Genomic DNA, 18849 nt, shown 5'->3' with positions numbered 1-18849 from the left:
CAGCAGCCTCGTCCCACCGCCGCCGGGGTCACTCCCGTAAGGGCTCGGCCAAGAGCCCGGCCAGAGGCGCGGTCACGGCCAAAGGCCCGGTGTCCGGCTCCGGCTCGGCCAAGGGGTCGGGCTCGGCCAAGGGGGCTGCCGAGGGAGCCAGGCCGGCCAGGAGCTCGGCCTCGGGGACCGCGTTGCGGTTCGGACGGCTCGTGGCGATGGGCGCGGTCGCCGTACTGATCCTGTTGGCGGGGGTGTGGGGTTCCTGGGGGTCCGCGCAGCACGTGATGCTGACGAAGGGCCGGGAGCAGGGCACGGTCGACGTGACGAGGTGCGGTGAGGACACCTGCGCGGGGCCGTACACGCCGCTGTCCGCCGGATCGACGGCACGCGCGCGCGTGGAGATCGAGAAGTCGGTCGCGGTGCGCAAGGGCGGGATCTACACCGTGGTGATCAAGCCGGGCAGTGACGAGGTGGTCCGGTCCGGTCCGGCCGGGATCCTGTACGCGTGGGTGCCGCTCGGCGGGGCGCTGCTGCTGGCCTCGGTGGTGGTCGCGGGCGGTCTGGGGCGCGTGCGGGTGGGCTGGGCGCTGGCGGGGTCGGGCGTCGCGTTGCTGACGGCGGCGTTCCTCGCGGTGTGAGCGTGTGAGCGTGTGACAAGAGGGTGCCCCCGGGTTCGTACGAACCCGGGGGCACCCTCTTGTGCGGAGAGCGGGGGTCAGCCGGTGTTGCGCAGGCCCGCGGCGACGCCGTTGACGGTGAGCAGGAGGGCGCGGGCGAGGAGCGGGTCGGGCTCCGCCCCCGCGGCCGCGGCGTCACGCTGCCGCTTGAGCAGGGTGACCTGGAGGTAGGAGATCGGGTCGAGGTAGGCGTCGCGGATGGTGAACGTCTGCTTGAGCACGGGGGTGGCGTCGAGCAGTTCCGGTTCGCCGGTGATCTTCAGTACCTCGGCGACGGTCAGGGCGTGTTCGGCCTTGATCCGGTCGAAGACGTGCTTGAGGTCGTCGGGGACGAGGGTGTCGACGTAGTGCTGGGCGATGCGCAGATCGGTCTTCGCGAGGGTCATCTCGACGTTGGAGATGAAGTTCTGGAAGAAGTGCCACTGTTCGCGCATCTCGTCCAGGACGGTGTCGAGGCCGGCGTCGCGCAACGCCTTGAGCCCGGAGCCGACGCCGAACCAGCCGGGGACGATCTGGCGGGACTGGGTCCAGCCGAACACCCACGGGATGGCGCGCAGGCCGTCGAGCCCGGCACCGGAGTCGGGCCTGCGGGACGGGCGCGAGCCGAGGTGCAGGTCGGCGAGCTGGTCGACCGGGGTGGAGGCGAAGAAGTAGGGCGGGAGGTCGGGGTCCTCGACGAGGGTCCGGTAGGCGTCGTGGGCGGCGTCCGAGACGACGTCCATGGCGGCGTCCCAGCGGGCGAGGGCCTCGTCGGACTGGCGGGGCGCGGTGTGCAGGGCGGAGGCCTGCAGGGTCGCGGCGACCGTCAGTTCCAGGTTCTCCCTGGCCAGGGAGGGGATGAGGTACTTGTCGGAGATGACCTCGCCCTGTTCGGTGACCTTGATCTCGCCCTCCAGGGTGCCCCAGGGCTGGGCGAGGATGGCGTCGTGGGAGGGGCCGCCGCCGCGGCCGACGGTGCCGCCGCGGCCGTGGAACAGCCTCAGCCGGACGCCGTAGCGGTGGGCGACGTCACGCAGTCGGCGCTGGGCACGGTGGATCTCCCACTGGCTGGTGGTGATGCCGCCGAACTTGGAGGAGTCCGAGTAGCCGAGCATGACCTCCTGGACGTCTCCGCGCAGCGCGACCAGGCGCCGGTAGGAGGGGTCGGAGAGCATGTCCTCCAGGATGGTGTCGGCGGCCTTGAGCTCGTCCGTGGTCTCCAGGAGCGGCACGATGCCGATCTTCGCCCAGCCTGCGTGCAGGTCGACGAGTCCGGCCTCGCGGGCCAGGACCGCCGCCGCGAACACGTCGTCGGCGCCCTGGCACATGGAGATGATGTACGACTCGATGACCTCGGGCCCGAAGACGGCGAGGGCCCGCTTGACCGTCTGGAAGACCCCGAGGGTCTTCTCGCCGGCGGCGTCGACGGGGGCCGGGCTGGGGGCGAGCGGCCGGCGGGAGCGCAGTTCCTTGGCGAGGAGCTTCGTGCGGTACTCGCGGGGCATGTCGGCGTAGCGCCAGGACTCCTCGCCGAGGCGGTCGAAGAGCTGACCGAGGGCGTGGTGGTGGGCGTCGGCGTGTTCGCGGACGTCCATGGTGGCGAGCTGGAGGCCGAACGCGGCGAGGGTGCGGATGGTGCGGTTCATCCGGCCGTCGGCGAACAGCCCGCCGCGGTGCTCGCGCAGGGACGTCTGGATGAGGGTGAGGTCCGCGAGGAGCTCGCTGGTGCCGAGGTAGTCGCGCCCGGTCTCGTGCGGGATGCCCTTGGCGAGGCGCTGCTTGGTGTTCTCGAGCTTCTGCCGGATGCAGGTGGCCTTGAGCCGGTAGGGCTCTTCGGCGTTGAGGCGCTTGTAGCGGGGGCTGATCTCGGGCAGCCGTTCGAGGTCGCCCTTCAGCGACTCCAGGAGTTCCTCGGTGGCGCCGGTGTAGCGGATGGAGTTGGAGAGGAAGCCGCGGAGCTCGTCGATCATCTCCAGGGCGTCGTTGATGCCGTGTTCGTGCTGGAGGATGAGAACGTCCCAGGTCACCTGGGGGGTGACGTTGGGGTTGCCGTCACGGTCGCCGCCGATCCAGGTGCCGAAGGTGAGCGGGCGGGTGTTCTCGGGGAGCTTGACGCCGACCCGCTCCAGTTCGGCGGTGAGGTCCTCCAGGACGTCGCCGACGGCGCCCGCGTGGAGTTCGTCGAGGTAGTAGATGGCGTTGCGGGCCTCGTCGGCGGGCTCGGGGCGTACGACCCGGAGCTCGTCGGTCTGCCAGACGAGGTCGATGTTCTCGGCCAGGCGGGTGTCGTAGCGGCGGCGGTCGGCCTCGATGACGGGGGTCTCCAGGAGCGCGGCGATGCGCCGGAGCTTGTTGAGTACCGACCGGCGCGCGGCTTCGGTGGGGTGCGCCGTGAACACGGGGCGAACGTTGAGGTGACGGACCGTCTGCTGGACGTGTTCGGGGTCGACGTCCTTGAGGCGGTCGGCGGTGCGGGCGAGCAGCCCGCCCTCGGCGGCGCGGCGCTCGCGCAGTTCGCGGCCGCGGTGGACCTGTTCGGTGACGTTGGCGAGGTGGAAGTAGGTGGAGAAGGCGCGGACCAGCTTGGCCGCGGTCTCCAGTTCGATGCCACGCAGCAGTTCGGCGGCGGCTTCGCCGTCCTCGCGGGTCAGGCGGCGGACCTTCTCGACCAGGTCGAGGAGTTCCGGGCCCTCCTGCCGTACGAGGGTCTCGCCGAGCAGATCACCCAGTCGGCGGATGTCGGCGCGCAGCTCGGTGCTGGTCGTTGTGGTGGCCTGGCCAAGGTCGTCGGCACTGCTCACAGGTGCGGCTCCTTGCAGTGTTGAAGCTCGTCCGGGGGGAACTCGGACTTCGGCCCCGCGGCGGGCGTCGCATAGGGGCCGGACATCCGGGAAGAAAACAGAGCGGACCGCGCTGTCCGACTGTCTCCAAGGATAGGTGTCCCTGGGGACGCGCAGGTTGGCGGGCTCTTGCCGCCGGGCAGGGCGCTGCCATACTTACGATGCCGTAGGTTACGGAACCGTAGGGAGCAGGGCATTGGTTCGCTGTGTGACCTTCCGCGGTGTGCGGAACGACGGCACCTCCCTCAATCCAAGACCCCCCAGGGGACGCGCATGACCACAGGCAGCTCCAACGTGATCGATGACCCTTCGAAAGCGCCCGACGACACCCCCGCGCCCTCCGCCACGCTCGGTGGCGAGCAGAAGCGTTCGATCGAGCAGATCATGCTGCTGATCTTCATCGTCGTCCCGTTCCTGGCGGTGCTGGCGGCGGTGCCGCTGGCGTGGGGCTGGGGGGTGAGCTGGCTGGACCTCGGTCTGCTGGTCTTCATGTACTTCCTCGGCTGCCACGGCATCACCATCGGTTTCCACCGCTACTTCACGCACGGTTCCTTCAAGGCCAAGCGGCCCCTGAGGATCGCGTTGGCGATCATGGGGTCGATGGCGGTGGAGGGCCCGCTCGTGCGCTGGGTGGCCGATCACCGCAAGCACCACAAGTTCTCCGACGCCGACGGCGACCCGCATTCGCCGTGGCGGTTCGGCGAGACGCTCCCGGCCCTGATGAAGGGCCTGTGGTGGGCACACATCGCTTGGATGTTCGACGAGGAGCAGACCTCGCAGGAGAAGTACGCGCCGGATCTGATCAAGGACCCGGCGATCCGCGCGGTGTCCCGGCAGTTCGTCTACTGGACGATCCTGTCGCTGGCGCTGCCGCCGCTGGTGGGCGGGCTGGTGACGATGTCCTGGTGGGGCGCGTTCACGGCGTTCTTCTGGGGCTCGCTGGTGCGGGTGGCCATGCTGCACCACGTGACGTGGTCGATCAACTCGATCTGCCACGCGGTGGGCAAGCGCCCCTTCAAGTCGCGGGACCGCTCAGGCAACGTCTGGTGGCTGGCGATCCTGTCCTGCGGCGAGTCCTGGCACAACCTGCACCACGCGGACCCGACCTCGGCGCGGCACGGCGTGATGCGGGGCCAGCTGGACTCCTCTGCCCGGTTCATCCGCTGGTTCGAGATGCTCGGGTGGGCCTACGACGTGCGCTGGCCGTCACGCTCGCGTATCGATTCGCGCCGTAACACCGGTCAGGGCGGCTCCCGACGGGGGAAGGCCACCGCCGAGGCGGCATGATTGACGGCGTGGCGACCGATCCCAGCAGTAACCCCAGTAACGAAGCGAAGCCTCGGCGCGCCCGGCGCACCCGTATGACGGGTGCGGAAAGGCGCCAGCAGCTGCTCGAGATCGGTCGCACCCTGTTCGCGGCGAAGGGTTTCGAGGGCACCTCGGTGGAGGAGATCGCGGCGAAGGCCGGAGTCTCCAAGCCGGTGGTGTACGAGCACTTCGGCGGCAAGGAGGGGCTCTACGCGGTCGTGGTGGACCGGGAGATGCGCCGGCTGCTGGACATGGTCACGTCGTCGCTGACGGCGGGCCATCCCCGCGAGCTTCTCGAACAGGCGGCGTTCGCGCTCCTCGACTACATCGAGGAGTACACGGACGGTTTCCGGATCCTGGTCCGGGACTCCCCCATCCCGCAGTCGACCGGGTCGTTCGCGTCCCTGATCTCCGACATCGCCACCCAGGTGGAGGACATCCTGGGCCGCGAGTTCAAGAGCCGCGGCTTCGACCCGAAACTGGCCCCGCTGTACGCCCAGGCCCTGGTCGGCATGGTCGCCCTGACCGGCCAGTGGTGGCTGGACGTACGCCGCCCGAAGAAGGCGGAGGTGGCGGCCCACCTGGTGAACCTGTCCTGGCACGGGCTGGACGGGCTCGAGGCGAAGCCGCACCTGATAGGACGCCGGAAGGCCTGACGGGACGCCGTACGCACGTACGAACGCAGCGCCGTCCACGCATTACGGACGGACGCCGTCCGCATACGGACGCGGCACCACATGCGGGCGGGCCCCGACCTTGATGGTCGGGGCCCGCCCGCATGTGGTGCCGTCGGCGCCCACGGGCGCGTCAGTGCCTCACGACGTCGTCAGTGCTTGAAGACGTCCTTGCCCTTCTCCTTGGCCTGCCGGGCGTCACCCTTGGCCTGCTCGGCGCGGCCCTCGGCTTCCATCCGCTCGTTGCCCACGGTGCGGCCGATCGTTTCCTTCGCCTTGCCCTTGGCCTGTTCCATCTTCGCCTTGGACTTCTGCTCGCCTGCCACTGTCCATCACTCCCAGTCAGGTCTGCGTGTGGTCTCAGTACTGCGAGTGACCCGTCCGGTGCCCCTCAAACCCCGCCGACCGGCTCCAGGAACTCCAGCCGGTTGCCGACGGGGTCCAGGGCGTGGAAGCGGCGGTGTCCCGGCAGGTCCGTGTCCCAGGTGACCGGTGTGCCGTGGGCCTCCAGCCGGGCGGCGTACGCCTCGATACCGGTGACCCGCAGCCCGGGGTGCGCCTTCGCGGACGGTTCGAAGCCCGGCTCGATCCCCAGGTGCAGGTGCACGGCTCCCGCCCGGAACCAGCATCCTCCCTTCGCCGCGAGCACCGGCGGCTTCGGGACCTCGGTCATCCCGAGGGTGCCGGTGTAGAAGCGGCGCAGCAGGTCCTCGGAGCCGGGCGGCGCGGCGAGCTGCACATGGTCGACGGCTGCCAGCACGTCAGGCCCCCTTCACGGCCACCGCGAACAGGCGGCGGAACGGCAGGACGGTGCCGTACTCCGCGCTCGGGTAGGCCTCGCGGAGCAGGTCGCGGTATTCGGTGACGAAGGCGTCGCGGGCCTCGGGGTCGTCGGCGAGGGCGTCGAGGGCGGGGCGCAGACCGGTGCCCTTGACCCAGTCGAGGACCGGGTCGTCGCCCTGGAGCACATGGAGGTAGGTGGTCGTCCAGACATCGGTGGCGCAGCCGAGGCGGGCCAGCCGGTCGAGGTAGACGCCGGGGGCGTGGACGGAGTCCTCGTGCCGCAGGACATGGCCGAGGCGGCCCTTCCAGCGCACGCTGTCGCCGAGCTCGCGCATGAGGGCGTGCAGGGGCGCGTCGATGTTGTGGGGGACCTGGAAGGCGAAGGTGCCGCCGGGGGCGAGGCCGTCCAGCCAGCCGGCGAAGGCGTCGAGGTGGCCGGGCACCCACTGGAGGGCGGCGTTGGAGACGAGCAGGTCGTACGTCTCCTGCGGCGCCCAGCTCGCGAGGTCGGCGTGGGCGAAGTCGAGGCGCGCGCCCGCGTGCGCCGCCGCGTCGGCGAGCATCTGCGGCGAGTTGTCGTAGCCGGTGACGCGGGCGGTGGGCCAGCGGTCGGCGAGGACGGCGGTGAGGTTGCCGGGGCCGCAGCCGAGGTCGGCGATCCGCGGCGGGTCGCCGGGCAGGCCGGGGACGCGGGCGAGGAGGTCGCCGAAGGGGCGGCCGCGGTGGCCGGCGTGACGCAGGTACTGGGCGGGGTCCCAGCTGGGGTTGGTCGTCATGTCCGACACTTTCCCCTCCGCCTTATCTTGATGTCAAGAGACTTGATATCAAGATGCTTCAGATCAAGAGACTTCACGTCGACACAACCACTACACTGATCGTCATGGAGGACGAGGTCGATCGGCTGGTCGCAGCGTGGCGCCGGGAGCGCCCGGACCTCGACGTGGAGCCGCTGGAAGTACTCAGCCGGGTGAGCAGACTGGCCCGGCACCTGGACCGCGCACGCCGTCTGGCGTTCTCCGAGCACCAGCTGGAGCCCTGGGAGTTCGACGTCCTGACGGCGCTCCGACGCGCGGGGGCGCCCTACCAGCTCTCGCCGGGCCAGCTGCTGACGCAGACGCTGGTGACCTCGGGCACGATGACGAACCGCATCGACCGGCTGGCGAAGAAGGGCCTGGTGGAGCGACTGCCGGACCCGAGCGACCGCCGGGGTGTGCTCGTCCGCCTCACGGACGACGGCAAGGACCGCGCCGACCAGGCACTCGCCGGGCTGCTCGACCAGGAACGAGCGATCCTGGCCGAGCTCTCGAACGCCCAGCGCGGCGAACTGGCGGGCCTGCTACGCCAGCTGACCGCCCCGTTCGACAACATCCCCGGCTAGGTCCACCGGCCCCACGCCCGCCCGGCGGGCGAGGGCGACCGCGGCGAGGGTGGAGTGCACGCCCAGCTTGCCGAGGACGTTCTGCATATGGGTGCGGACGGTGTGCGGGGAGAGGAACAGCCGGTCGGCGACCGCCTTCCTGCCCAGTCCCGCGACCATGCAGCGCAGCACTTCCCGCTCCCTCGGCGTGAGCGACTCGACCAGCCGTTCGCTCTCGGTGCGGTGCTTGCGGGCGGCCGTCAACTCCCTCAGGACGCCGGTGAGCAGGGCGGGCGGGAGGTGGGTCTCCTCGCGCAGCACGCCTCTGATGACGGTGAGCAGACGGGACAGCGAGCAGTCCTTCGCCACCCAGCCGGACGCCCCGGCCTGAAGGGCGAGGGCCGCACGGCGCGGCTCGTCCTTCTCGGCGAGGACGACGATACGGACATGGGGCTGCGCGGACCGGACCCCCACGACCAGCGATATCCCGTCGACGAGCCCGTCCTCCCCCACCTCCTGCACGGGCACGGCGGGCCGTATGCCCGGCAGCGCGGCGCCCAGGTCGGCATCGACGAGCAGCACGTCGTACCGGCGCCCCTCGGCGGCCGCGCGCTCCAGACTGCGCAGTGCCGCCGGGCCGCTGCCGGCCGCGGACACGTCGACGTCGGGCTCGGCGGCCAGTGCCGCGGCGAGCGACTCGGCGAAGATACGGTGGTCGTCGACGACCAGTACACGAATGCGAACCACGAAACCCCCTCCCCCAAGCTCCTTGACAGAGCAGGGGATACCCCAAGGTCCGGAGACGGAGAACGACGACCGCGCGGACACGACGCCCGGACGGGAGGCCACTACCGCAACGGCCGCCGCCGTGCAGAGACTGCTACCCCCACCACGGGCGCCGTACCCGACTGTCTCGCCCCCTGATCAGCACCGGCCCCCACCGGCACTGTTCACAGGGTAGGGCCGCGGGCGTGGAGCGGAAGGCAAATTGCAGGATTGGTTCGGCCACCGCGTTTATGGTGTGCCGCATGTTTCGTCTTGAGACAGAAGTCGACAGGACTCGCCGCGATCTTCTCCGTTCGCGGCTTCTCGCCACCAACACCGAGGCCTCCCCGGTCCTGCGCGCACTGCGCGGCACCCCCGCGGAACGCGAATCGGCGCTGCACGTCTGGGCCTGCGACCCGGGCGGCGATCTGGCCGGCGGTCTGGTGGGCCACACCTGGACGACCTGGCTGCACGTCACCTACCTCTGGGTGGACGCCCGGCACCGGGGCACGGGCCTGGGCAGCGCCCTCCTCGCCGAAGCGGAGCGCATCGCCCGCGAGCAGCGCGGCTGCGACCGCGTACGCCTGGAGACCTGGGACTTCCAGGCCCCGGAGTTCTACCGGCGCCGAGGCTACGAGGTGGTCTGCGTGATCGAGGACTATCCCCCGGGCCTGACGGAGTTCACCCTGACGAAGAGACTGGGGTAGCGGCTGGGGCAGCCTCCACTCCCCTCCGGCCCCGCCAGCCCGTCCGGCGCTTGAGGACGAGGCCCTTTCGGGGCCGACAGGGGGGTCCGGGGGCGCAGCCCACAGGGCCGGGAACGGGAAGGGGCGGTGGGGGCGAGATCAACTCGCGCACCCACCGCCCCGCGCAGAACGATCAGCCCAGCCGGCGCGCCCCCGCCGCGGGCACCGCCTCGAACACCCGCGGAGCCTTGTGCCCCGCGGCCGCGAACGCCTCTTCGACGGCCTTGGTGAGCGTCTCGACATCGGTGGCCTCGGCCAGCACGATCGCCGAGCCGCCGAAACCCCCGCCGGTCATCCGCGCACCGAGCGCCCCGTGGGCGAGCGCGGTGTCGACGACGAGGTCCAGCTCGGCGCAGGAGACCCGGAAGTCGTCCCGGAGCGAGGCGTGACCCGCCGTCAGGACCGGCCCCACCGCGCGGGTGTCGCCGCCCGACTCCAGGAGGGCGACGACCTGCTCCACCCGCTGATCCTCCGTCACCACATGGCGGACCAGGCGGCGGACCTCCTCCTCGTCACCGAGCCGGGCGAGGGCCGCGTCCAGGTCGGCGTACGCGATGTCGCGCAGCGCGTCGACACCGAGGAGGGCGGCGCCCTTCTCGCAGCCGGCCCGCCGCTTGCCGTACTCGCCACCGCTGTGGGCGTGCGTGACCTGCGTGTCGACGACCAGCAGGCGCAGGCCCTCGGCGGCCAGGTCGAGGGGGATCTGCTTCTGCGAGAGGTCGCGGGTGTCGAGGAACAGCGCGTGGCCGGCCTCGCAGCACGCGGACGCCGTCTGGTCCATGATGCCGGTGGGCGCGCCGACGTAGACGTTCTCGGCGCGCTGGCACAGGCGGGCGAGCTGCCAGCCCTGCAGCCCGAGGTCGTAGAGGTCGTTCAGCGCCAGGGCCACGACGACCTCGATGGCCGCGGACGACGACAGGCCCGCGCCCGACGGGACCGTCGAGGACAGGTGGATGTCGGCGCCGGTCACCGCGTGCCCGGCCTCGCGCAGGGCCCAGACGACTCCGGCCGGGTACGCCGTCCAGGCGTCGTCGGACTCGGGCGTCAGCTCGTCGAGCCGCAGCTCGGCGACGCCGCTGTCGAGGTCGGCGGAGTGCAGCCGCAGCACGCCGTCGGTGCGCGGTGCGACCGCCGCGACCGCGATGTGCGGCAGCGCGAAGGGCATCACGAAGCCGTCGTTGTAGTCGGTGTGCTCACCGATGAGGTTGACGCGGCCGGGCGCCGCCCAGACGCCCTCGGGCTCGGCCCCGTACAGCCGGACGAAACCCTCGCGAACTTCCTGTGCCCCCACTACGACTCCCTTGCGCTGCTTGCGATGTGCTGCGCGAACTCCCACGCGTCCGCGACGATACCCGCGAGATCCGCGCGGGACGGGTTCCAGCCCAGCTGCTCACGGGCGGTGGCCGCCGAGGCGACCAGGACGGCCGGGTCGCCCGCGCGACGAGGGGCCACGACCTCGGGGATCGGGTGGCCGGTGACCTCGCGGACCGTCTCGATGACCTCCCGCACGGAGAAGCCGTTGCCGTTGCCGAGGTTGCAGATGAGGTGCTCGCCGGGCTTGGCGGCGGCGACGGCGAGGAGGTGTGCCTCGGCGAGGTCGGCGACGTGGATGTAGTCGCGGACGCAGGTGCCGTCGGGGGTCGGGTAGTCGTCGCCGAAGACGGAGATGGCCTCGCGGCGGCCCTGCGCGACCTGGAGGACGAGCGGGATGAGGTGCGACTCGGGGTCGTGGCGCTCGCCCTGCTCGCCGTACGCTCCGGCCACGTTGAAGTAGCGCAGGGAGACGGCACCGAGCCCGTGGGCGGCGGCCTCACCGCTGATCATGTGGTCGACGGCGAGCTTGGAGGCGCCGTAGGGGTTCGTGGGCTGCGTCGGGGCGCTCTCCACGATCGGCACCTGCTGCGGCTCGCCGTACGTCGCCGCCGTGGACGAGAAGACCAGCTTGCGCACGCCGGCCTCGCGCATGGCGCCGAGCAGGGCCATGGTGCCGCCGACGTTGTTGTCCCAGTACTTCTCGGGCTTGACGACGGACTCGCCGACCTGCGAGAACGCGGCGAAGTGGAGCACGGCGTCGAAGGAGTCGTCGAGCCACTTGGCGGCGTCGCGGATGTCGCCCTCGATGAACGAGGCGCCCGCCGGGACACCCTCGCGGAAACCGGTGGAGAGGTTGTCGAGCACGACGACCTCGTGGCCGGCCTCCAGCAGGTGCCGGGCGACCACGCTGCCGACGTAGCCCGCGCCACCCGTGACCAGATACTTGCCGCTCGTGCCGGTGGTGCCGCTCATGAACTCGCTACCTCTCGCAGTCGCCGGGCCGCGAACTCCGGCGGGACGTCGTTGATGAAGACGTTCATGCCTGATTCGGAGCCCGCGAGGAACTTCAGCTTGCCGGAAGTGCGGCGAATGGTGAAAAGCTCGAGATGGAGCGCGAAGTCGTCCCGGTTGACGCCCTCGAACTCCTCCAGCGCGCCGAACGGCGCCTGGTGCCAGGCGGAGATGTACGGCGTGGGCGGTTCACCTTCGCCGAAGATCCGGTCGAAGCGCCTCAAGAGTTCCAGATAGACCTGGGGGAACTCTGTGCGCGCCTCCTCGTCGAGGGCGAGCAGGTCCGGCACCCGGCGCTTCGGGTAGAGGTGCACCTCGTACGGCCAGTGCGCCGCGTACGGCACGAACGCGACCCAGTGTTCACCCTCCAGGACCACCCGCTCGTCGGCGAGTTCACGCTCCAGGACGGCGTCGAAGAGGTTCTCCCCGCCGGTCGCCTCCTTGTGCGCCGCGACCGAACGCAGCATCAGCGCGGTGCGCGGAGTGGTGAACGGGTAGGCGTAGATCTGCCCGTGCGGGTGACCCAGAGTCACACCGATCTCGGCGCCACGGTTCTCGAAGCAGAACACCTGTTCCACGGAGGGCAGATGCGACAGCTCGGACGTACGGTCCGTCCACGCGTCGAGGACCAGTCGTGCCTGTTCCTCGGTGAGGTCGGCGAAGGACGCGTTGTGGTCGGAGGTGAAGCAGACCACCTCGCAGCGCCCGGAGTCGCCGGCCAGCGAGGGGAAACGGTTCTCGAAGACGACGGCGTCGTACGACGAGTCCGGGATCTCGCTGAGCCGGTCGCCCTGGGAGGGGCAGAGCGGGCACTCGTCGGCCGGCGGGTGGTAGATGCGCCCCTGCCGGTGCGAGGCCACGGCGATGGAATCGCCGAGCAGGGGGTCCCGCCGTACCTCCGAAGTGGTGACCGTCGGGTCCAGCGGACGCCTGTCCACCGCGTCGCGCACCGAGTCGTCCCGCTGGTCGTAGTAGATCAGCTCACGACCGTCGGCCAAGCGGGTCGAGGTCTTCTTCACCGCGACTCTCCATCCGTACCTCTAGACCCGCAGACCTAGATCCGTACACCTAGCGAAGCTTCCAACAGAACCAAACACATAAAACCATAAACCCCCACGCGAGTCAGCACCACAACCAAACAAAGAACACCAAACGAAGTGAGCAGGGCATGCGAACCCCCACAGACCCGGCCTACACGGCAGCACAGCTGGCGGCAGAGCTCAGGCTGCCGACGAACTGGCTCGACTACACGATCCTCGGCATCTACTTCGTCGTGGTCCTGGGCATCGGCTTCGCCGCTCGCAGATCGGTGAGGACCAGCCTCGACTTCTTCCTCTCGGGACGCTCCCTGCCCGCCTGGATCACGGGCCTCGCGTTCGTCTCGGCCAACCTGGCCGCCACCGAGATCCTGGGCATGGCCGCGAACAGCGCGCAGTACGGCGCGTACACCGTCCACTGGTACTGGATCGGCGCCATCCCGGCGATGGTCTTCCTGGGCATCGTGATGATGCCGTTCTACTACGGCAGCAAGGTCCGCTCCGTCCCCGAGTTCCTGCTGCTGCGCTTCGACCGCGGCGCCCACCTGCTGAGCTCGGCCCTGTTCGCCTTCGCGGCGATCCTGATCTCCGGCGTGAACCTGTATGCCCTCGCGATCGTCGTCGAGGCGCTGCTGGGCTGGCCGCAGTGGGTGGCGATCGTGGTCGCCGGCGCCTTCGTGCTGGCCTACATCACGCTCGGCGGCCTCTCCTCGGCGATCTACAACGAGGTCCTGCAGTTCTTCGTGATCCTGGCGGCGCTCATCCCGCTGTCGGTGCTCGGCCTGAAGAAGGTGGGCGGCTGGGACGGTCTGACGGACTCCCTGACGGAGACCCACGGCGACGACTTCGTCACCGCCTGGGGCGGCACGGGCATCGGCAGCGACAACCCGCTCGGCGCGAACTGGCTGACCATCGTGCTGGGCCTCGGCTTCGTCCTCTCCTTCGGATACTGGACGACCAACTTCGCCGAGGTGCAGCGCGCCCTGTCGGCGAAGAACCTGTCGGCGGCCCAGCGCACCCCGCTCATCGCCGCGTTCCCGAAGATCTTCATCGTCTTCCTGGTGATGATCCCGGGCCTGGTGGCGGCGGTGCTGGTGCCGAAGATCGGCACGGCCGACTCCGACCTCCAGTACAACGACGCGATCCCGTACCTCATGCAGGAGCTGCTGCCCAACGGTGTGCTGGGCATCGCGGTGACCGGCCTGCTGGCGGCGTTCATGGCGGGGATGGCGGCGAACGTCTCGTCCTTCAACACGGTGTTCACGACCGACATCTGGGCGAAGTACGTGGTGCGGGGCCGGGAGGACTCGTACTACGTGCGCTTCGGCCGTCTCATCACGGCCATCGGCGTGGCGGCCTCGGTGGGCACGGCGTTCCTCGCCTCGTCCTTCTCGAACATCATGAGCTACCTCCAGACGCTGTTCAGCTTCTTCAACGTGCCGATGTTCGTCGTCTTCATCGTCGGCATGTTCTGGAAGCGTGCGTCGAAGAAGTCGGGCTTCTGGGGCCTGCTCGCGGGCACGACGGCCGCGATGGTCAACTACTTCGTCCTCTACAAGCAGGACATCATCGGCATCCCCACCGACCAGGGCGCGAACTTCGTCTCCGCGATCGCGGGCTTCGTGGCGGGCGCGGTCGTGATGGTGGCGGTGTCGCTGTTCACGGCCCCCAAGCGGGACGAGGAGCTCCAGGGCCTGGTCTACGGCACCGTCTCCCCCGGCATGGCCGAGCCGCCGGCGGCGGGCGACGACGCGTGGTACCGGCGCCCGGCACTGCTGGGCTGGAGCGCGCTGATCCTGGCCGCCCTGTGCTACATCCCGTTCTCGTTCTGAGCCCGGTCGCGAATACCGCGGGAGACTGGAGAGACCATGTCCGAGCAGTTCGAACCCTCCGAATCCGCCGAGCGCGCCGAGCGTGCCGAGGCGGCCGAGCGGCTGCGGCGTGCGGGGTACTCCGAGGCCGACGTCCAGCGTGAGGTCACGGAACTCGAGGAGAAGTCCGCGACCGCGGCCCGCATCTTCGACCTGCGCCGCATCATCGGCGGCCTGTTCGTCGTCTACGGCGTGATCGTCACGATCGCCGGCATCACGGACAGCGACGCGGAGATCGACAAGGCCCAGGGGATCAACATCAACCTGTGGACCGGCCTGGCCATGCTGGCCCTGGGCATCTTCTTCCTGGCCTGGCTGAAGCTGCGGCCCGTGGCACCGGTCACCCCGACGCTGCCGCCCGAGGCGCTGGAGGGGAAGCCCCCGCGCGGCGAGTAGCCGCGGGCCGGGGGTGCAGGTCACGAAGCCGAGCCGGCTCCTGGATCCGTTGCGTCGGGTCCGGGAGCCGGCTCAGTTCGTCTACTCGTGGTCGGCGACGTTCGCGTTGATGGCGTCGTCCCCGTTGTTGCAGATCTGCTGCGTCGCGTCCTGGTTCGACGAGAGGCCGAGCAGCGGGAGGTTCAGGTTCGGGATGTTGATGAGGCCGAACGAGATGTTCTCCACGTGGTTGGAGCACTCCCTGGAGTCCCCGTCCGCGCCGTGGACGGCGGCGGAGGCGAACCCGGCGCCGGCCATGCCGAGGCTTCCGATCATGGCGGCCACGAGAGCGGTGTTGCGGAGCTTGCGCATTGCATACCCTTTTCCGTCTGGATGGCGTGTCCCACTACAGAGCGGGACGTTACGGTTACGCACCGTATGCTGTGATTATCCGTTTTGCACCACGGACTGGGCCTTATGCCACCGCCAGCTCGCACCACACGAGCTTGCCGCGACACCCCATTCGGGACAGCGGCTGCCAGTGCCGGACGTCGGCGCAGGCCCGGACCAACGCCATGCCGCGCCCGCTCTCGGCGCCGGCCAGCCCCTCCAGCCGTCCCGGCGGCTCGGGCGGCTCGGGGTCCGCGTCCCAGGCACCGATCTGGAGGATGCCGTCCCGGAAGCGGAGGCGCAGGCACGCGGGGCCCCTGGTGTGCAGTACGGCATTGGAGACCAGCTCCGAGGCGAGCAGCTCCGCGGTGTCGACCACCAGCCCACTGCACGCCAGGTTCGTCTCGGCTCCGAGCTGCGCAAACTCCGGGAAGCGGCGGGCAAGCCCGCCAAGGAGGTGGCCGGGCTCCTCGGATCGAGCTCGGCACACATGAGCCAGATCGAGGCCGGAAGCTCGGGAATCAGCGAGGAACGGCTGCGCAGGCTCGCGGCTCACTGCGCCTGTACGGACGAGGAGTTGATCGAGGCGCTGGTGGGGATGGCGACCGACCGCACGCGGGGCTGGTGGGAGGAGTACCGGGGAGTGCTGCCGCAGGTGAATCTGGACGTGGCCGAAGCGGAGCATCATGCGATGTTTCTGCGCGAGGTCGTCATCACACACGTGCCCGGGTTGCTCCAGACACCCGACTACGCTCGAACGATCTTCCGGTACATGCGTCCGGAACTGCCCGAAAGCGAGTTGCGGCCCCGGGTGGAACATCGCATGCGGCGGCGGACAGTCATCGAGGGCGACAACCCGACGCCGTACGAGACGATCGTCCACGAGTTCGCCCTACGTGTCCGCGTGGCCGACCGTCGGACTTCACTGGCTCAACTCCGTTGCATCCTCGACCAGATCGAGCAGGGGCACGCGGCTCTCCGCATCATCCCCACCGACCAGGACGGATTCGCCGGCGCCGGGGCCTCGATGATGTACATGGGCGGTCCAGTCCCCCGGCTGGACACCTGTCTACGGGACACCCCGACCGGAACAGCGTTCATCGACGCCGAACCCCATCCGGCCCAGCTTCGAACACTCTTCCGTAAAGTGGAGAAGGCGACGCTGGACCCCTCGATGTCACGGGACTTCATCCACCGCTTGACGAAGGAGCTGTGAGACACCTCATGGACCACACCCTGCGCTGGCAGAAGTCATCCTTCTCCGACGGCGGTGAGGGCAATACGTGCATCGAACTCGCCGTGTCCTGGCAGAAGTCCATGTTCTCAGACGGTGGCAACGGCAACACCCGCGTCGAACTCGCCGCCTCCGCCGCCCCCTCGGCCCTTCACCTCCGTGAGAGCGACGCCCCGGACACGGCCCTCAGCACCACGCCCGTCGCCCTCGCCCACCTCCTGGCAGGGATACGCACCGGCCTCGCGCCTCAGCGGACGACGTCGAAGACGTTCTTCTGAAGGCCGTTGGCGTACGCCTCGTGCTCGACGAGCTTCAGCTTCTGCGTGTCCTTGTCCGTGGCGCTGAAGAGCCGCTTGCCCGCCCCGAGCAGGAGCGGGAAGACGAGCAGGTGGTAGCGGTCGATCAGGCCCGCGTCCGAGAGGGCCTGGTTCAGGGAGGCGCTGCCGTGGACGATGATCGGGCCGCCCTCGGTCTCCTTCAGCGCGGCGACGTCGTCGAGCGAGCGCAGGATCGTCGTCTCGCCCCAGTTCGACACCAGGTCGTCCTCGGTGAGGGTGGTGGAGACGACGTACTTCGGCATCACCTTGTAGTCGGCGAAGTCCGCCATGTCGGGCCACACGGGGCTGAACGCCTCGTAGCTGGCCCGGCCCAGCAGCATCGCGGAGGCCTCGGTCTGCTCCCGGCCCTTGATCTCGAAGGCCTCGGGGAGGAACTCGATGTCCTTGAAGGTCCATCCGGCGTTCCGGTAACCGGGCTCGCCGCCCGGGGCCTCCACGACGCCGTCGAGCGAGATGAATGCGGTGCTGATCAGGGTGCGCATCTGAAGTTCCTCAAGGTGTCGGGCCGGTTCAGTCATGAGCTTTGACCGGGAGACGCGGCGAAACTCATCGCCGTTCCCTCAGTGATCAGCGCCACAGTCGGCGATCTCCCCGCTGCGGGCCGCCGCCACCAGGGCGATCGTCAGGGTCGCCGACCATGTGAGGAAGTGGATCGACGGCGGGTAGCTCGCGAGGGTGTAGCCGTCTCCGGTCAGGGCGGCGACGGAGAGGGCCGCCACCGGCAGCCCGGCGGTGAGCGCCGCCAGCAGGCCGCGCAGCGGGGGGCGCGTGAGGAGGCCCCGGGGGGCGAGCGCCAGGGCGAGGCCGGTGGCCGTGCCGACGGTGACGCCCACCGCCATGAGGCCCAGCACGGCGAGCCCGCCCGCGACCGTCAGTGTCCACGCGGTGCCGTCGTGGCCGCCGACCAGGAAGACGAACGCCGTCACGAGGCACAGGACGCCCACGATGCCCGCGGGCCACGCCCCGATCAGCACGCCGAGGCGCGCTCCCCGCCGGACCACCGGTCGCAACTTCACGCGGTCAGCCTCGCAGCTTCACCAACTGGGCGTCCAGGACCGTGGCCGGGATCGACGGGGTGCCGCTGAGATAGGCGATCGCGTTGCCCGAGCGGAGGATCACGGCCTTGGCCGGGGCCGCCCTGCCGGACCGGGTCACCGTCGCGCCCACACCCATCGCCTGGTCCACGCCCTCGGGGGCGAGTTCCGGGGCGACCTTGCCGACCTTGTGTTCGTCGCCGTCCACGGTGGCGGTGAAGCCGGCCGCGCACTCGTCGAGGGCGGTGGCGATCGCGTCCATCGCCTGCTGGGCCTGGTCGGACCCGTACTCGGCCAGGACGACGGTGACCTCGGTGCCCTCGCCGGTGGCCTTGCGGACGACCGTGGTGGCCGGCCTGCCGACGGCCGTGCCGGACAGGGCGTACGCCAGCGGAGCGCAGGCGTCCTGCGTGACCCGCACCTTGCGGCCGTCGTCCGGCGTGGACACGGTGAAGCCGTTCGTGTCCCGCGAGACCAGCGCCGCACTGCCGAGGCCACCGGCCCGCGCGGTGGCCCCGGCCTGGGCGGTGGGCTTCAGCAGATTGTCCTCGCCGCCGGCGCCACCGCCGCTCGCCACATCGCAGGCCGACAGCAGCGCGCACAGTGCCAGCACCGCACTTCCCCACAGGCGACGCACGCCCACCCCTCCGCTCTCATCGAACAGGCCCCACGCACGGGACCAAGCAGGCCGTCAGGCCGTCCAGCAGTAGACACTCTCCCCGGACGGCCTCTCCTCGCGGATCAGCCGGACGAGATCCTCGAGGATCCGCAGGGCGACGAACGCGTCGACCGGGAACCCGTCCTCCGCCGTCTTGGCCGCCCACCAGTTGGCCGTTTCACCGATCCGCGAACTCGGGCTACCGGTGAGCTCCGCCAGAAGCTCGTCCGACAGGAGGAAAACGGTGGGACCGTCTTCCTCCTCGGCGAAGACCACGGGAATATCCCGGTCGAGAAGCTCGTCGAACGTGCTGCCCGTGAGATGCGCCTCCCAGTTCAGCAGCGCTTCCTCTGCGTCGAAATTCCCGAACACAATCGATGGGAGCGATGCACCCGGTCCATGCGTCAACGCATCGGTCGCATCCGACGGTGCCGCCACGAAAAACTTCACGATACTGCTCATGCCGC

The 18849-nt window shown here is 70.0% G+C and carries 22 protein-coding genes and 1 pseudogene; 9 read left to right on the top strand and 14 right to left on the bottom strand.

Annotated elements, in window-relative coordinates; all coding sequences use genetic code 11:
* Positions 1–89: 89 nt before the first annotated feature.
* Entirely contained in the window at positions 90–629 is a 540-nt protein-coding gene (locus OHU34_RS24725; protein WP_142267886.1) for a hypothetical protein, read from the top strand.
* 77 nt (positions 630–706) lie between these two features.
* On the opposite strand, the gene ppc is transcribed toward OHU34_RS24725, so the two are convergent.
* Positions 707–3448, bottom strand: a complete 2742-nt coding sequence (ppc, locus tag OHU34_RS24720) for a phosphoenolpyruvate carboxylase (protein WP_142264706.1) — start codon at positions 3446–3448, stop codon at positions 707–709.
* Positions 3449–3760: 312 nt separating this feature from the next.
* On the opposite strand from ppc, the gene OHU34_RS24715 reads away from it, so the two are divergent.
* Positions 3761–4774, top strand: a complete 1014-nt coding sequence (locus OHU34_RS24715) for a fatty acid desaturase (protein ID WP_142264707.1) — start codon at positions 3761–3763, stop codon at positions 4772–4774.
* Positions 4771–5451 (top strand): TetR/AcrR family transcriptional regulator, encoded by a 681-nt coding sequence (locus tag OHU34_RS24710; protein ID WP_028806628.1) that lies wholly within the window; start codon positions 4771–4773, stop codon positions 5449–5451. The genes OHU34_RS24715 and OHU34_RS24710 overlap by 4 nt, the downstream gene beginning before the upstream one ends.
* A 170-nt stretch (positions 5452–5621) precedes the next feature.
* On the opposite strand, the gene OHU34_RS24705 is transcribed toward OHU34_RS24710, so the two are convergent.
* The 3 genes from OHU34_RS24705 to OHU34_RS24695 all read right to left on the bottom strand — a co-directional run bounded on the left by OHU34_RS24705 (position 5622) and on the right by OHU34_RS24695 (position 7028).
* Positions 5622–5795 carry a CsbD family protein gene (locus OHU34_RS24705; protein WP_082413041.1) on the bottom strand — a complete coding sequence of 58 codons (174 nt, stop codon included), beginning with the start codon at positions 5793–5795 and terminating at the stop codon, positions 5622–5624.
* A gap of 65 nt (positions 5796–5860) precedes the next feature.
* Complete coding sequence (locus OHU34_RS24700) at positions 5861–6229, bottom strand: VOC family protein (protein WP_230195502.1); 369 nt, start codon at positions 6227–6229, stop codon at positions 5861–5863.
* Between the two features lies 1 nt (position 6230).
* Positions 6231–7028, bottom strand: a complete 798-nt coding sequence (locus OHU34_RS24695) for a trans-aconitate 2-methyltransferase (protein ID WP_142264709.1) — start codon at positions 7026–7028, stop codon at positions 6231–6233.
* Positions 7029–7132: 104 nt separating this feature from the next.
* Between OHU34_RS24695 and OHU34_RS24690 the strand changes: the two genes are divergently transcribed.
* Complete coding sequence (locus OHU34_RS24690) at positions 7133–7630, top strand: MarR family winged helix-turn-helix transcriptional regulator (RefSeq protein ID WP_020128438.1); 498 nt, start codon at positions 7133–7135, stop codon at positions 7628–7630.
* Here the strand turns inward: OHU34_RS24690 and OHU34_RS24685 are convergent.
* Entirely contained in the window at positions 7589–8356 is a 768-nt protein-coding gene (locus OHU34_RS24685) for a response regulator transcription factor (protein WP_142264710.1), read from the bottom strand. The two genes, OHU34_RS24690 and OHU34_RS24685, sit on opposite strands and share 42 nt — an antisense overlap.
* Positions 8357–8637: 281 nt before the next feature.
* On the opposite strand from OHU34_RS24685, the gene OHU34_RS24680 reads away from it, so the two are divergent.
* Positions 8638–9081, top strand: a complete 444-nt coding sequence (locus tag OHU34_RS24680; protein ID WP_142264711.1) for an N-acetyltransferase — start codon at positions 8638–8640, stop codon at positions 9079–9081.
* A 172-nt stretch (positions 9082–9253) separates the two neighbouring features.
* Here the strand turns inward: OHU34_RS24680 and galK are convergent, their stop codons facing one another.
* From galK to galT, 3 genes are read right to left on the bottom strand one after another with little or no spacing between them, the layout of a single operon-like run.
* Positions 9254–10411: a galactokinase gene (gene galK / locus OHU34_RS24675; protein ID WP_142264712.1), complete on the bottom strand. Its 1158-nt coding sequence runs from the start codon at positions 10409–10411 to the stop codon at positions 9254–9256.
* Complete coding sequence (galE, locus tag OHU34_RS24670; protein ID WP_142264713.1) at positions 10411–11406, bottom strand: UDP-glucose 4-epimerase GalE; 996 nt, start codon at positions 11404–11406, stop codon at positions 10411–10413. The genes galK and galE overlap by 1 nt, the downstream gene beginning before the upstream one ends.
* On the bottom strand, positions 11403–12464 hold the full coding sequence (gene galT, locus OHU34_RS24665; RefSeq protein ID WP_054244120.1) for a galactose-1-phosphate uridylyltransferase: 1062 nt from the start codon (positions 12462–12464) through the stop codon (positions 11403–11405). The genes galE and galT overlap by 4 nt, the downstream gene beginning before the upstream one ends.
* Before the next feature lie 149 nt (positions 12465–12613).
* Here galT and OHU34_RS24660 point away from each other — a divergent pair, with 149 nt between their 5' ends.
* Both OHU34_RS24660 and OHU34_RS24655 read left to right on the top strand, forming a co-directional pair.
* Entirely contained in the window at positions 12614–14314 is a 1701-nt protein-coding gene (locus OHU34_RS24660) for a sodium:solute symporter family protein (protein ID WP_142264714.1), read from the top strand.
* 36 nt (positions 14315–14350) lie between these two features.
* Positions 14351–14749, top strand: a complete 399-nt coding sequence (locus OHU34_RS24655) for a hypothetical protein (protein ID WP_405768349.1) — start codon at positions 14351–14353, stop codon at positions 14747–14749.
* Between the two features lie 81 nt (positions 14750–14830).
* On the opposite strand, the gene OHU34_RS24650 is transcribed toward OHU34_RS24655, so the two are convergent.
* Positions 14831–15100, bottom strand: a complete 270-nt coding sequence (locus tag OHU34_RS24650) for a hypothetical protein (protein ID WP_054244117.1) — start codon at positions 15098–15100, stop codon at positions 14831–14833.
* 103 nt (positions 15101–15203) lie between these two features.
* Positions 15204–15515: pseudogene (locus OHU34_RS24645) on the bottom strand (ATP-binding protein); the annotation flags it as partial.
* Here OHU34_RS24645 and OHU34_RS24640 point away from each other — a divergent pair.
* Both OHU34_RS24640 and OHU34_RS24635 read left to right on the top strand, forming a co-directional pair.
* On the top strand, positions 15453–16334 hold the full coding sequence (locus tag OHU34_RS24640) for a helix-turn-helix domain-containing protein (protein ID WP_405772352.1): 882 nt from the start codon (positions 15453–15455) through the stop codon (positions 16332–16334). The pseudogene OHU34_RS24645 and the gene OHU34_RS24640 sit on opposite strands and share 63 nt — an antisense overlap.
* Before the next feature lie 8 nt (positions 16335–16342).
* Positions 16343–16630 carry a DUF397 domain-containing protein gene (locus tag OHU34_RS24635; RefSeq protein ID WP_405768347.1) on the top strand — a complete coding sequence of 96 codons (288 nt, stop codon included), beginning with the start codon at positions 16343–16345 and terminating at the stop codon, positions 16628–16630.
* Here the strand turns inward: OHU34_RS24635 and OHU34_RS24630 are convergent.
* The 4 genes from OHU34_RS24630 to OHU34_RS24615 all read right to left on the bottom strand — a co-directional run bounded on the left by OHU34_RS24630 (position 16600) and on the right by OHU34_RS24615 (position 18844).
* A complete protein-coding gene (locus OHU34_RS24630; RefSeq protein ID WP_142264716.1) occupies positions 16600–17172 on the bottom strand; it encodes a dihydrofolate reductase family protein in 573 nt (190 codons plus the stop codon). The two genes, OHU34_RS24635 and OHU34_RS24630, sit on opposite strands and share 31 nt — an antisense overlap.
* A gap of 78 nt (positions 17173–17250) precedes the next feature.
* On the bottom strand, positions 17251–17706 hold the full coding sequence (locus tag OHU34_RS24625; protein WP_142264717.1) for a hypothetical protein: 456 nt from the start codon (positions 17704–17706) through the stop codon (positions 17251–17253).
* 4 nt (positions 17707–17710) lie between these two features.
* A complete protein-coding gene (locus OHU34_RS24620) occupies positions 17711–18361 on the bottom strand; it encodes a hypothetical protein (protein ID WP_405768345.1) in 651 nt (216 codons plus the stop codon).
* Between the two features lie 54 nt (positions 18362–18415).
* Positions 18416–18844 (bottom strand): hypothetical protein, encoded by a 429-nt coding sequence (locus tag OHU34_RS24615; protein ID WP_405768343.1) that lies wholly within the window; start codon positions 18842–18844, stop codon positions 18416–18418.
* Positions 18845–18849: the final 5 nt, after the last annotated feature.

Origin of the sequence: Streptomyces sp. NBC_00080 (assembly GCF_045041255.1) — a bacterium.
GTDB lineage: Bacteria > Actinomycetota > Actinomycetes > Streptomycetales > Streptomycetaceae > Streptomyces > Streptomyces coriariae.
Note: the sequence above shows the minus strand (reverse complement) of the source record. Positions and strands in the feature narration are given on the sequence as shown.